This window comes from Pseudomonas mucoides (genome assembly GCF_015461845.1).
In the GTDB taxonomy this organism is placed as follows: domain Bacteria; phylum Pseudomonadota; class Gammaproteobacteria; order Pseudomonadales; family Pseudomonadaceae; genus Aquipseudomonas; species Aquipseudomonas mucoides.
On sequence record NZ_JACOPW010000005.1, the window covers coordinates 289920 to 302847 of the forward strand.

General features: G+C 59.9%; 10 protein-coding genes. 5 read left to right on the forward strand and 5 right to left on the reverse strand.

Annotated features, from left to right (window positions below; all coding sequences use genetic code 11):
* Positions 1 to 69: 69 nt before the first annotated feature.
* The 5 genes from H8F22_RS22410 to H8F22_RS22430 form a co-directional block, all read right to left on the reverse strand.
* Positions 70 to 996: a GGDEF domain-containing protein gene (locus H8F22_RS22410; protein WP_059182366.1), complete on the reverse strand. Its 927-nt coding sequence runs from the start codon at positions 994 to 996 to the stop codon at positions 70 to 72.
* Positions 997 to 1368: 372 nt separating this feature from the next.
* Positions 1369 to 2109 (reverse strand): YciK family oxidoreductase, encoded by a 741-nt coding sequence (locus H8F22_RS22415; protein ID WP_008031809.1) that lies wholly within the window; start codon positions 2107 to 2109, stop codon positions 1369 to 1371.
* A 191-nt stretch (positions 2110 to 2300) separates the two neighbouring features.
* The gene (gene mupP / locus H8F22_RS22420) at positions 2301 to 2972 is read right to left on the reverse strand and encodes an N-acetylmuramic acid 6-phosphate phosphatase MupP (protein WP_027924105.1); all 672 of its coding nucleotides are present in this window, start codon (positions 2970 to 2972) and stop codon (positions 2301 to 2303) included.
* Between the two features lie 4 nt (positions 2973 to 2976).
* The gene (ubiG, locus tag H8F22_RS22425; protein WP_007945809.1) at positions 2977 to 3675 is read right to left on the reverse strand and encodes a bifunctional 2-polyprenyl-6-hydroxyphenol methylase/3-demethylubiquinol 3-O-methyltransferase UbiG; all 699 of its coding nucleotides are present in this window, start codon (positions 3673 to 3675) and stop codon (positions 2977 to 2979) included.
* Between the two features lie 58 nt (positions 3676 to 3733).
* Entirely contained in the window at positions 3734 to 5068 is a 1335-nt protein-coding gene (locus tag H8F22_RS22430; RefSeq protein WP_027924106.1) for a TRZ/ATZ family hydrolase, read from the reverse strand.
* A gap of 108 nt (positions 5069 to 5176) precedes the next feature.
* Between H8F22_RS22430 and mtnA the strand changes: the two genes are divergently transcribed.
* The 5 genes from mtnA to hisC all read left to right on the forward strand — a co-directional run bounded on the left by mtnA (position 5177) and on the right by hisC (position 12921).
* Positions 5177 to 6253 carry an S-methyl-5-thioribose-1-phosphate isomerase gene (gene mtnA / locus H8F22_RS22435; RefSeq protein ID WP_027924107.1) on the forward strand — a complete coding sequence of 359 codons (1077 nt, stop codon included), beginning with the start codon at positions 5177 to 5179 and terminating at the stop codon, positions 6251 to 6253.
* Positions 6254 to 6698: 445 nt separating this feature from the next.
* A complete protein-coding gene (gyrA, locus tag H8F22_RS22440) occupies positions 6699 to 9353 on the forward strand; it encodes a DNA gyrase subunit A (RefSeq protein WP_027924108.1) in 2655 nt (884 codons plus the stop codon).
* Positions 9354 to 9618: 265 nt separating this feature from the next.
* Entirely contained in the window at positions 9619 to 10704 is a 1086-nt protein-coding gene (gene serC, locus H8F22_RS22445; protein WP_027924109.1) for a 3-phosphoserine/phosphohydroxythreonine transaminase, read from the forward strand.
* Positions 10704 to 11798: a prephenate dehydratase gene (gene pheA, locus H8F22_RS22450; protein WP_007899727.1), complete on the forward strand. Its 1095-nt coding sequence runs from the start codon at positions 10704 to 10706 to the stop codon at positions 11796 to 11798. Before serC ends, pheA begins: the two co-directional genes overlap by 1 nt.
* Positions 11799 to 11808: 10 nt before the next feature.
* Complete coding sequence (gene hisC, locus H8F22_RS22455; protein ID WP_027924110.1) at positions 11809 to 12921, forward strand: histidinol-phosphate transaminase; 1113 nt, start codon at positions 11809 to 11811, stop codon at positions 12919 to 12921.
* Positions 12922 to 12928: the final 7 nt, after the last annotated feature.

Genomic DNA, 12928 nt, shown 5'->3' on the forward strand with positions numbered 1-12928 from the left:
GATGCTGAATGTTAGAAAGCTATCGCGAGCAAGCTCGCTCCCACATTGGTTTGTAGTGTTGTTTAGAGCTCAACCCGCCATCGTCAACCGGTTGCGCCCCTCGCGCTTGGCGACATACAACGCACTGTCAGCCCGTCGCAACAAGCTCTCGGCAGACTCACCCGGCAGCAGGGTCGAACATCCGAGGCTGACGGTCAGTTCTACTGCATTGCCATCCGCCCGATAGTCCTGAGCCTGAGCTGCTGCCCGCAGCCGTTCGCCGACCATGGCGGCAGCTTCTCGAGTGGTGTTGGACAGCAGGATCAGAAACTCTTCGCCGCCAAACCGGAATACCATGTCGACATTGCGCAACTGGTTTTTGATCGCCGTGGCGACGGCCTTGAGTACGTCATCGCCGGCGTTGTGGCCATAACTGTCGTTAACGTTTTTGAAGTGGTCGATGTCCAGCATCAGCAGGGACAGAGGCATCAAGTGGCGTCGCGACATCTCGATTTCGCGTTCCAGGGTCTGATCCATGGCGATGCGGTTGCCAGTATCGGTCAATGGGTCACGCAATGCGCTTTGCGTCGCCGCCCGGTAAAGCAGGGCATTGCGCATCGGGAACAGCAGTGCCGACAGCAACGACTCCAGATTGCCTTGATCAAGCTCGCTGAATCGCTGATTGCGGCGGAAGACCAGTTCACCCAGCTGCTCGCCTTCATGGCTGAGGCTGTAACTGACCGAGTGATGGCCGCGCTGACCGAACTCCAGGCGCAAGTCACTGGCCTGATGCCGATAGTTCAAGGCATCCAGTGGTACCAGGCGCTGAACTTCGCGGAAGAAAAGTCCGAGAATGCGTTGTGGCTCGAGGCTGGTTTGCAACTGCTGACCCAGTTGCTGGCGCAATAGCGCAAGGCTGACGGGGCGTTCCAGAAGAGGAGGTTGCTGACCAAATCCCAGGCGTTGCAATTTGGCGCTATCGAAGTCAATTGCGTTGGTCTGGGAAGGTGATTTCATATGGCTGAGCCCCTAAGCGGTAAAGCTGTCTTACAGGCTGGGTGAGAGCGGCTTCAGGCTGCGCGTCATACTGGTCCATCAGTCCCGTGGGACAGTTGGCGCAAGTTTAGTCTGCTTTGCCGAAGATTAGTAACCTATCGACTTGGGAGCCCGCCTGTCTGCTTTCACACTGCGTGTCTGAGCAAATTTAGAGCGAAAGTCGTGCCATTCGGTTCATTCGAATATAAAGCTATAAAAAACATAGAGTTGAGTTTGATTTTGAGTTTTTTTAACGAAAAGGGGTGGCGGTTGTTTGACTGGGAGGGGGGTAGTTACGACTCACTTTGAGTGCCGCGCCGGAAAATCGGCACGGCACAAAAGCGACGCACGGTGTTACTGGGCGTTGAACGCCTGGCCGTTGATGCCAGTGCTGTCCGGTCCCATCAGGTAGAGGTAGACCGGCATGATCTCCTCCGGGGTCGGGTTGTTGAGCGGGTTTTCCCCAGGGTAAGCCTGGGCCCGCATGCTGGTGCGCGTGGCGCCCGGGTTGATGCTGTTGGAGCGGACCGGGGCCACGGTGTCCACTTCGTCGGCCAGGGTTTGCATCAGGCCTTCGGTGGCAAATTTGGACACGCCATAAGCGCCCCAGTACGCGCGGCCCTTGCGGCCGACACTGCTGGAGGTAAATACCACCGAGGCGTCTTGCGACAATTTGAGCAGTGGCAGCAGGGTGCTGGTGAGCATGAACATGGCGTTGACGTTGACTTGCATGACGCGCATGAAGTTTTCGCCGGACAGTTGTTCGATCGGCGTGCGGGGGCCGATGATCGATGCGTTGTGCAGCAAGCCGTCGAGATGGCCGAATTCGGTCTCGATCATCGCCGCCAGTTCATCGTACTGGTGGGGCAGGGCGGTCTCCAGGTTGAACGGGATCACCGCCGGCTGTGGATGCCCGGCTGCTTCGATTTCGTCATACACCTGAGTCAGGTTGGCTTCGGTCTTGCCCAGCAGCAGGACAGTGGCGCCATGGGCTGCGTAGGTTTTCGCAGCCGCCGCGCCGATGCCGCGGCCGGCACCGGTGACCAGAATGACCCGGTCCTTGAGCAATTCGGGGCGAGCGGAATAATCAAACATAAGAAAACCTCAACACAATTCAACAATAAGGCGAACACCGAACCTGTGGCGAGGGAGCTTGCTCCCGCTCGGCTGCGCAGCAGTCGTGAAACCTGCAGATGCGGTGTGCCTGACAGAGTGCGGTGATAGCTAGAGGGGTCGCTTCGCGCCCCAGCGGGAGCAAGCTCCCTCGCCACAAAAAGCCGCTCTACTTAGCAACTGCATAAAGCGCTATCGAGCACCTTGCGCAACTCCAGCGGGTGATCAACCACCACGTCCGCACCCCAGTGACGCGGGTTGTCGTCGGGGTGAATGTAGCCGTAGGTCACCGCAGCGGTCTTGGTGCCGGCATCGCGGCCCGATTCGATATCGCGCAGGTCATCGCCGACAAACAACACGCTGGCCGGGTCCAGGTCGAGCATCTTGCATGCCAGAATCAGCGGCTCCGGGTCTGGCTTGCTGTTCTTCACGTGGTCCGGGCAGATCAGCAGCGCGGAACGCTCGGCCAGCCCCAGTTGCTGCATGATCGGCTCGGCGAAACGCAGCGGCTTGTTGGTCACCACGCCCCAGATCAGGCTGGACTGCTCGATGTCGGCCAGCAATTCGCCCATGCCGTCGAAGAGCTTGCTATGCACCGCGCATCCGGCGAGATAGCGCTCGAGGAATTCGAGTCGCAGCTCTTCAAAGCCTGGCGACTCCGGGTCCATCGAGAAGGTCACGGCGACCATCGCCTTGGCGCCGCCGGAAATCTCGTCACGGATGTGCTTGTCATTCATTGACGGCAAGCCGCGATCGGCGCGCATTGCCTGGCAGATGGCAATAAAGTCCGGCGCGGTGTCGAGCAGCGTGCCGTCCATGTCAAAAAGGACTGCTCTGATACGCATCGGCTTACTCCTCGCGCAGGGTCTGGATCATGTAGTTGACGTCCACGTCGGCCGCCAGTTTGTAGTGCTTGGTCAGCGGGTTGTACGTCAGGCCGATGATGTCCTTGACGGTCAGGCCAGCCATGCGGCTCCAGGCGCCGAGCTCGGAAGGGCGGATGAACTTCTTGAAATCGTGCGTGCCGCGCGGCAGCAGCTTCATGATGTATTCAGCGCCGACGATGGCGAACAGGTACGCTTTCGGGTTGCGGTTGATGGTGGAGAAGAACACCTGGCCGCCCGGCTTGACCATGCGGAAGCAGGCGCGAATGACCGACGACGGATCCGGCACGTGCTCGAGCATTTCCAGGCAGGTAACAACGTCGAACTGCTCGGGCATTTCCTCGGCGAGGCCTTCGGCGGTGATCTGCCGGTACTCGACGTTCACGCCCGACTCCAGCTGATGCAACTGCGCGACCGCGAGCGGTGCTTCGCCCATGTCGATGCCCATGACGGTGGCGCCGCGCTGGGCCATGGCCTCGCTCAGGATTCCGCCGCCGCAACCGACGTCCAGCACCTTCTTGCCGGCCAGGTTGACGCGTTCGTCAATCCAGTTGACCCGCAGCGGGTTGATGTCGTGAAGCGGCTTGAACTCGCTTTCACGGTCCCACCAGCGATGGGCCAGGGCTTCGAATTTGGCGATTTCGGCGTAGTCGACGTTGCTCATGGTTCAGTCCTCTAAAACTTGAAAAATCCTGTTGCCCCGGTTTTCTGGTCCGGGGATCTTACGATTCGGTGCGGCCACTGATGCGCTGGCCCCAAGCCTTGGCGGTGGCGCATAACTGTTCTTCATCGAGGCGGGTCAGGCGTCGGTCATCAAGCAGCTGCTTGCCCGCGACCCACAGGTGTTTCACGCAGTCCCGGCCGGTGGCGTAGATCAGTTGCGAAACCGGGTCGTAGACCGGTTGCTGCGCCAGGCCGGAGAGGTCAAACGCGACGATGTCTGCCGCTTTGCCGATTTCCAGCGAGCCGGTTTCAGCCTCGATCCCCAGCGCACGGGCGCCATTGAGCGTGGCCATGCGCAAGGCGCGATGAGCATCCAGCGCGGTGGCCGAGCCGGCGACGGCCTTGGCCAGCAACGCAGCGGTGCGGGTTTCGCCCAACAGGTCCAGGTCATTGTTACTGGCGGCGCCGTCGGTGCCGACGGCCACATTGACGCCGGCCTGCCACAAGCGCTCGACCGGGCAAAATCCGCTGGCCAGCTTGAGGTTGGATTCCGGGCAATGAATCACGTTGGTGTTGCTTTCTACCAGCATCACCAGGTCTTCATCGCTGATCTGGGTCATGTGAACGGCCTGGAAGCGCGGCCCGAGCAAGCCCAGGCGGCCAAGGCGAGCCAGCGGGCGTTCACCGCGCTGCTCGACCGATTGCTGCACTTCGAAGGCGGTTTCATGGACGTGCATGTGGATCGAGGCGTCCAGCTCTTCGGCAATCACCCGGATTTTCTCCAGGTTTTCATCGCTCACGGTGTAAGGCGCATGGGGGCCGAAGGTGATTTTGATGCGCTCGTGGTGCTTGAGATCGCCAAACAATTCCACGCCCTGACGAATGGCTTCGTCCGCCGTGCTGGCGCCCGGGATCGGGAAATCGAGGATCGGAATGGCGATTTGCGCGCGTATACCGCTGTTGTGCACGCGCTCGCTGGCAACCTTCGGGAAGAAATACATGTCAGAGAAGCAGGTGATGCCACCTTTGATCTGCTCGGCGATGGCCAGGTCCGTGCCATCCCGTACGAAGGCTTCATCGGCCCATTTGGCTTCGGCGGGCCAGATGTGGTTTTCCAGCCAGGTCATCAGCGGCAGGTCATCGGCCAGGCCACGAAACAGCGTCATGGCGGCGTGACCGTGGGCATTGATCAGGCCGGGGCTGAGCAGCATGTCCGGCAACTCGCGCACTTCAGTTGCGTTAAGCTTCAACGCAGTCGAGCGTGGGCCGATAAATACGATGCGTCCGTCACGGATGCCCAGGCCATGCTCTTTGAGGACAACGCCAGCGGGTTCGACGGGTACCAGCCAGGTCGGCAGCAATAACAGGTCGAGCGCAGCGGCAGTGTTCGGCATCGAGGGTCGGTTCCAGTGCTTTTGTAAAGGATGGCGAAGTATACCCGAGCGTCTTCGCGGGGGGATCGCTATAATCGGCGGCTTTTGTGCTTGAGTGCGGGGTGTGGGATGCGCGATCGACTGTTGGCTGCGGAGAAAGTGAAGGCCATCGATTGGCGTGATGGCGCCCTGTACCTGCTGGATCAGCGTGTTTTGCCCTTCGAAGAAACCTGGATTGCCTACACCAGTGCAGCCGGTGTGGCCGAGGCCATTCGTTCGATGGTGGTGCGCGGTGCGCCGGCGATTGGCATCAGTGCGGCGTATGCCATGGTGCTGTCGGCCCGCGCCCGGATTGCCGAGGGCGGTGACTGGCAGGCTGCGTGGGAAGAGGATTACGCGGTACTGGCCGATTCCCGTCCAACCGCGGTGAATCTGTTCTGGGCCCTGAGTCGCATGCGCGACCGCCTGGATCGTCTCAAGGAAGACGCAGACCCTCTGGCGGCCCTGGAGGCCGAGGCTCTCGCCATTCATGAAAGTGATCGCGAAGCCAATCTGACCATGGCCCAGCTGGGTGTGGACTTGATTCGCAAGCACCAGGGTAATGCTCAGGCAATCCTGACCCACTGCAACACTGGCGCACTGGCCACCGGCGGCTTCGGCACGGCGCTGGGCGTGATTCGCGGGGCCTTTATCGAGGGTATGGTCGAGCGGGTTTACGCCGATGAAACCCGGCCGTGGCTGCAAGGTTCGCGTCTGACCGCATGGGAGCTGGCCAATGAAGGCATTCCCGTGACCCTGAATGCCGACTCCGCCGCCGCGCACATCATGAAAACCAAAGGCGTGACCTGGGTAATCGTCGGCGCCGACCGCATCACTGCCAATGGCGATGTGGCGAACAAGATTGGCACTTATCAGCTGGCGGTCAACGCCATGCACCACGGCGTGCGCTTCATGGTGGTGGCGCCGAGTTCGACCATCGACATGAACCTGGCCAGTGGCGATGAAATTCCTATCGAAGAACGCGATGGTCGTGAATTGCTGGAGGTCGGGGGCAAGCGGATCGGGGCGGATGTCGATGCGTTCAACCCGGTGTTCGACGTGACCCCGGCGGACTTGATCGACGTGATCGTTACCGAAAAGGGCATTGTCGAGCGCCCGGATACGGCGAAGATGGCGCTGTTGATGTGCCGTAAGCGCTTGCATTAATAATGTCTAGCGCCTGAAACATCGCTTTCGCGGGCAAGTCTGCTCCCGCAGGGATCTGCATCGTTCGGGAGATCTCGGGCATGCAGAGATCCCTGTGGGAGCGGGCTTGCCCGCGAAGAGGTCATCAAAGTCAATGAATCAGCATGAATCAGGCATGATTTTTTGATTCGGTGCAGCTCTAAGCCCCTCTCGTCTCCCTCAAGCCTGTCACCGGTCAACTTACTATGCTCCATGCGCGTCTGGGGGATAGGTGCGTGGCGGCTCTTGTGATAACATCCGGCGTTTTCCGAGGCAGTCCCACGGGGTTGTCTTTACTGCGCAAATCCATGGTTAATCTTGTTGATTTGTCGTAAGTCGGTGTATGGCACTCAGCCTGCAGCGGCGAGCTTCGTTCGTCCCATATGGATGTGACGAAGTTTCACCAGAAAAAGGAATCGAGCTTCTCATGGGCGAACTGGCCAAAGAAATCCTCCCGGTCAATATCGAAGACGAGCTGAAGCAGTCCTACCTCGACTACGCAATGAGCGTAATTGTCGGGCGGGCCCTGCCGGATGCGCGCGATGGCTTGAAGCCCGTGCACCGGCGTGTGCTGTTCGCGATGAGCGAGCTGGGCAACGACTTCAACAAGCCGTACAAGAAATCTGCCCGTGTTGTCGGTGACGTCATCGGTAAGTATCACCCGCACGGTGATACCGCGGTGTATGACACCATCGTCCGCATGGCACAGCCGTTCTCGCTGCGCTACCTGCTGGTAGACGGTCAAGGCAACTTCGGTTCGGTGGACGGCGACAACGCCGCGGCCATGCGATACACCGAAGTGCGCATGACCAAGCTGGCGCACGAGCTGCTGGCTGACCTGCATAAAGAAACCGTGGACTGGGTGCCGAACTACGACGGCACCGAAATGATCCCGGCGGTCATGCCGACCCGTATTCCCAACCTGCTGGTCAACGGCTCCAGCGGTATCGCCGTGGGCATGGCGACCAACATTCCGCCGCACAACCTCGGTGAAGTCATCGACGGTTGCCTGGCCCTCATCGACAACCCTGAGTTGACCATCGATGAGCTGATGCAATACATCCCCGGTCCGGACTTCCCGACCGCCGCGATCATCAACGGTCGCGCCGGCATCATCGAAGCCTACCGCACCGGTCGCGGCCGCATTTACATGCGTGCCCGCTCGACGATCGAAGACATCGACAAGGTCGGTGGCCGTCAGCAGATCGTCATTACCGAACTCCCTTACCAGCTCAACAAAGCCCGTCTGATCGAAAAGATCGCCGAGCTGGTGAAAGAGAAGAAGCTTGAAGGCATCACCGAGCTGCGCGACGAGTCCGACAAGGACGGTATGCGCGTTGTGATCGAATTGCGTCGCGGCGAAGTGCCAGAGGTGATCCTCAACAACCTCTACGCCCAGACCCAGTTGCAAGCGGTGTTCGGTATCAACATCGTCGCGCTGATCGACGGCCGCCCACGGATCCTGAACCTCAAGGACCTGCTGGAAGCCTTCGTGCGTCACCGTCGCGAAGTCGTTACCCGTCGTACTGTGTTCGAACTGCGTAAAGCCCGCGAGCGCGGTCACATCCTGGAAGGTCAAGCGGTTGCCCTGTCGAACATCGACCCGGTCATCGCCCTGATCAAGGCCTCGCCAACGCCGTCGGAAGCCAAGGAAGCGCTGATCAGCACAGCCTGGGAATCCTCCGCCGTAGTGGCCATGGTTGAGCGCGCCGGTGCCGATTCTTGCCGTCCGGAGACCCTGGACCCGCAATACGGTCTGCGCGACGGCAAGTACTTCCTGTCGCCAGAACAGGCGCAAGCCATTCTGGAGCTGCGTCTGCACCGTCTGACCGGTCTGGAACACGAAAAACTGCTGGCCGAGTATCAAGAGATCCTCAACCAGATCGGCGAGCTGATCCGCATCCTCAGCAGCGCCACGCGCCTGATGGAAGTGATCCGCGAAGAACTGGAAGTGATCCGCGCCGAGTACGGTGATGTGCGTCGCACCGAGATCCTCGATGCCCGTCTCGACCTGACCCTGGGTGACATGATCCCGGAAGAAGAGCGCGTCGTGACCATTTCCCACGGTGGCTACGCCAAGACCCAGCCATTGGCTGCGTACCAGGCTCAGCGTCGTGGCGGTAAAGGCAAATCGGCCACCGGCGTCAAGGATGAGGACTACATCGCTCACCTGCTGGTCGCCAACAGCCACACCACGCTGCTGCTGTTCTCCAGCAAGGGCAAAGTGTACTGGCTGAAAACCTACGAAATTCCAGAAGCGTCCCGCGCTGCTCGTGGTCGTCCGCTGGTCAACCTGCTGCCGCTGGACAGTGATGAATACATCACCACCATGCTGCCGGTCGAGGAATACACCGAAGGTCACTTCATCTTCATGGCGACCGCCAAAGGCACCGTGAAGAAGACCCCGCTGGAATCCTTCAGCCGTCAACGCAGCGTGGGTCTGATCGCGCTGGAGCTGGACGAAGGTGACGTACTGATTTCTGCCGCCATCACCGATGGCGAGCGCGAAGTCATGCTGTTCTCCGACGGCGGCAAGGTCACTCGCTTCAAGGAAACCGACGTTCGCGCCATGGGCCGTACCGCTCGCGGTGTTCGTGGCATGCGTCTGCCGGAAGGCCAGAAGCTGATTTCCATGCTGATCCCGGAAGAAGGCAGCCAGATCCTGACCGCTTCGGCGCGTGGTTTCGGCAAGCGTACGGCGATCACTGAGTTCCCTGAATACAAACGTGGCGGTCAGGGCGTTATCGCCATGGTCAGCAACGACCGTAACGGCCGACTGGTCGGCGCGGTCCAGGTGCTCGATGGTGAGGAAATCATGCTGATTTCCGACCAGGGCACCCTGGTTCGTACCCGTGTCGACGAAGTGTCCAGCCTCGGTCGTAACACCCAGGGCGTGACCCTGATCAAGCTGGCCAGCGATGAAACGCTGGTCGGTCTGGAGCGGGTTCAGGAGCCATCGGAAGTCGAAGGTGAAGAGCTGGAAGGTGAAGAGGGTGCAGAGTTCATCGGCGAAGTCGTGATCGACGACGTTGTTGATGATCAGCAACTCGATGCCGCCGCTGACGAAGAGCCACAAGAGTAAGCGAACAAACAGGGGGCGGATGAGAATTCGCCCCCTTGTTGTTTGTCCCGTATGAAAATATCGACACCTATGGAGTCCCTTGTAGGAGTGAGCCAGCTCCGGGCGGCGTTCCGACGATACAGGCGCCGCGGTATGTCTGACACATCGCGGTGATGCATTCGCGAGCAGGCTCACTCCTACAAAAGCTGTGCTTCAGCAGGGACTCTGTGTCGATTGATGTTGTGATTTATTGCGTGATTACCACCAAATCAGAGCGAGATTGGATGTGAGCAAGAGAGCCTATAACTTCTGTGCCGGTCCTGCGGCACTTCCCGAAGCTGTCCTGCAGCGCGCTCAGGGTGAACTCCTTGACTGGCACGGCAAGGGCCTGTCGGTCATGGAAATGAGCCATCGCAGTGATGAGTTCGTGTCCATTGCCACCAAGGCCGAGCAGGATCTGCGTGATCTGCTGAATATCCCTTCGAACTATAAAGTGCTGTTTCTGCAAGGCGGCGCCAGCCAGCAATTTGCTCAGATTCCTCTGAACCTGTTGCCGGAAAACGGTACTGCCGACTATATCGACACCGGTATCTGGTCGCAGAAAGCCATCGAAGAAGCTTCGCGCTACGGCAATGTGAATGTCGCCGCGACTGCCAAGCCTTACGACTATTTTGCTATTCCCGGTCAGAACGAATGGAACCTGTCGAAAGACGCGGCCTACGTTCACTACGCGCCGAACGAAACCATCGGCGGCCTGGAATTCCAGTGGATTCCGCAAACTGGTGATGTTCCGCTGGTGGCCGACATGTCCTCGGACATCCTGTCGCGTCCAGTCGATGTTTCGCGCTTCGGCATGATCTACGCCGGCGCCCAGAAAAACATCGGCCCGAGCGGCATCGTGGTCAACATCGTTCGTGAAGACCTGCTGGGTCACGCCCGTTCCCTGTGCCCGACCATGCTCAACTACAAGGTAGCGGCCGATAACGGCTCGATGTACAACACCCCGCCAACCCTGGCCTGGTACTTGTCCGGCCTGGTGTTCGAGTGGCTGAAAGAGCAGGGTGGTGTTGAGGCCATCGGCAAGCTCAATGAAGTGAAGCAGCGCACGCTGTATGACTTCATCGACGCCAGCGGCTTGTACAGCAACCCGATCAACAAGCCGGATCGCTCGTGGATGAACGTACCGTTCCGTCTGGCTGACGACCGTCTGGACAAGCCGTTCCTGGCCGGTGCCGACGAGCGTGGCCTGTTGAACCTCAAGGGCCACCGTTCCGTGGGTGGCATGCGCGCCTCCATCTATAACGCCGTCGACATCGTTGCGGTCAACGCATTGGTTTCGTACATGGCAGAGTTCGAGAAGGAACACGGCTAATGTCTGAGCAAGAACTCAAGGCACTGCGCCTGCGCATTGATGCCCTGGACGAAAAAGTCCTGGAGCTGATCAGTGAGCGCGCACGCTGCGCCCAGGAAGTTGCGCGAGTAAAGATGGCCTCGCTGGCCGAAGGCGAAGTGCCGGTGTTCTATCGTCCTGAGCGTGAAGCCCAGGTGCTCAAACGCGTGATGGAGCGTAACCAGGGGCCACTGGGCAATGAAGAGATGGCGCGGTTGTTCCGCGAAATCATGTCTTCGTGCCTGGCGCTCGAGCAGCCGCTGAAAGTGGCTTACCTCGGCCCTGAAGGCACCTTCACCCAAGCCGCGGCCATGAAGCACTTCGGCCACGCGGTGATCAGCAAGCCGATGGCGGCGATCGACGAAGTGTTTCGCGAAGTGGCGGCCGGTGCGGTGAACTTTGGCGTGGTCCCGGTGGAGAACTCCACCGAGGGCGCGGTCAACCACACGCTGGACAGCTTCCTCGAACACGACATGGTGATCTGTGGCGAAGTCGAGCTGCGTATTCACCACCACCTGTTGGTCGGTGAAAACACCAAGACCGACAGCATCAGTCGCATCTATTCCCATGCCCAATCGCTGGCCCAGTGCCGCAAGTGGCTGGACGCACACTACCCGAATGTCGAGCGCGTGGCGGTGTCCAGCAACGCCGAAGCGGCCAAGCGGGTTAAAGGTGAGTGGAACTCGGCGGCGATTGCCGGCGACATGGCCGCTGGTCTGTACGGGTTGACCCGTCTGGCCGAGAAAATCGAGGATCGCCCGGATAACTCCACGCGATTCCTGATGATCGGCAGCCAGGAAGTGCCGCCGACCGGCGACGACAAGACCTCGATCATCGTCTCCATGAGCAACAAACCGGGCGCGCTTCACGAGTTGCTGGTGCCGTTCCACGACAACGGTATCGACCTGACGCGCATCGAGACGCGTCCGTCGCGCAGCGGTAAATGGACCTACGTGTTCTTCATCGACTTCGTCGGCCACCATCGCGATCCATTGGTCAAAGGTGTGCTGGAAAAGATCAGTCAGGAAGCAGTGGCACTCAAAGTGCTGGGTTCCTACCCGAAAGCAGTTCTCTAAGGGGTAGCAAATGAGTGATGACTTCCTCGCCCTGGCACAGCCGGGCGTGCAACAACTTTCGCCGTACGTCCCGGGCAAGCCTGTGGACGAACTGGCGCGCGAGCTGGACCTTGATCCGGCGAGCATCGTCAAACTGGCCAGTAATGAAAACCCGTTGGGCGCGAGTCCCAAGGCGCTGACGGCGATTCAGAATGCGCTGGCCGAGCTGACCCGTTATCCAGACGGCAATGGTTTTGCGCTCAAGACCCTGTTGGCCGAGCAGTGCCGCGTCGAACTGAATCAAGTGACGCTGGGCAATGGCTCCAACGACATTCTGGAGCTGGTCGCGCGTGCCTATCTGGCGCCGGGCCTCAATGCCGTGTTCAGTGAGCATGCGTTTGCGGTCTATCCGATCGTGACCCAGGCCGTCGGTGCCCAGGCCAAAGTGATTCCGGCCAAAGACTGGGGGCATGACCTGTCGGGCATGCTGGCGGCGATCGATGCCGACACTCGCGTGGTCTTCATTGCCAACCCGAACAACCCGACCGGAACCTGGTTCGATGCCGAGGCACTGGACGAATTCCTGCAGGATGTTCCGGCGCATGTGCTGGTCGTGCTGGACGAGGCCTACATCGAATACGCCGAGGGCAGCGACTTGCCGGATGGCCTGGATTATCTGGCGGCTTATCCGAACCTGCTGGTTTCTCGTACATTCTCCAAGGCCTATGGCCTGGCGGCATTGCGGGTCGGCTATGGCTTGTCCACCGCCGTGGTCGCGGACGTCCTGAACCGTGTGCGTCAGCCGTTCAACGTTAACAGTCTGGCCTTGGCCGCTGCATGCGCTGCGCTGCAAGACGTCGACTACCTGGCGCAAAGCCGTCGCCTGAACGAGTCCGGCATGCTGCAACTGGAAGCCGGTTTTCGTGAGTTGGGGCTGAGTTGGATCCCGTCCAAGGGCAACTTCATCTGCGTCGATCTCGGTCGCGTGGCTGCACCGGTGTTCCAGGGGCTGTTGCGCGAAGGTGTGATCGTGCGTCCGGTGGCCAACTACGGCATGCCGAACCACCTGCGTGTCACGATCGGTTTGCCGGCGGAAAACAGCCGCTTCCTAGAGGCGCTGACCAAGGTTCTGGCTCGTGGTTGATGTCACT

What these genes read in the sequence shown, in the direction of transcription:
- pheA (WP_007899727.1), top strand. Translation starts at nt 10,704, where the DNA reads ATGTCTGAGCAAGAACTCAAGGCACTGCGCCTGCGCATTGATGCCCTG.
- hisC (WP_027924110.1), top strand. Translation starts at nt 11,809, where the DNA reads ATGAGTGATGACTTCCTCGCCCTGGCACAGCCGGGCGTGCAACAACTT.
- H8F22_RS22410 (WP_059182366.1), bottom strand. Translation starts at nt 996, where the DNA reads ATGAAATCACCTTCCCAGACCAACGCAATTGACTTCGATAGCGCCAAA.
- ubiG (WP_007945809.1), bottom strand. Translation starts at nt 3,675, where the DNA reads ATGAGCAACGTCGACTACGCCGAAATCGCCAAATTCGAAGCCCTGGCC.
- H8F22_RS22430 (WP_027924106.1), bottom strand. Translation starts at nt 5,068, where the DNA reads ATGCCGAACACTGCCGCTGCGCTCGACCTGTTATTGCTGCCGACCTGG.
- mupP (WP_027924105.1), bottom strand. Translation starts at nt 2,972, where the DNA reads ATGCGTATCAGAGCAGTCCTTTTTGACATGGACGGCACGCTGCTCGAC.
- mtnA (WP_027924107.1), top strand. Translation starts at nt 5,177, where the DNA reads ATGCGCGATCGACTGTTGGCTGCGGAGAAAGTGAAGGCCATCGATTGG.
- gyrA (WP_027924108.1), top strand. Translation starts at nt 6,699, where the DNA reads ATGGGCGAACTGGCCAAAGAAATCCTCCCGGTCAATATCGAAGACGAG.
- H8F22_RS22415 (WP_008031809.1), bottom strand. Translation starts at nt 2,109, where the DNA reads ATGTTTGATTATTCCGCTCGCCCCGAATTGCTCAAGGACCGGGTCATT.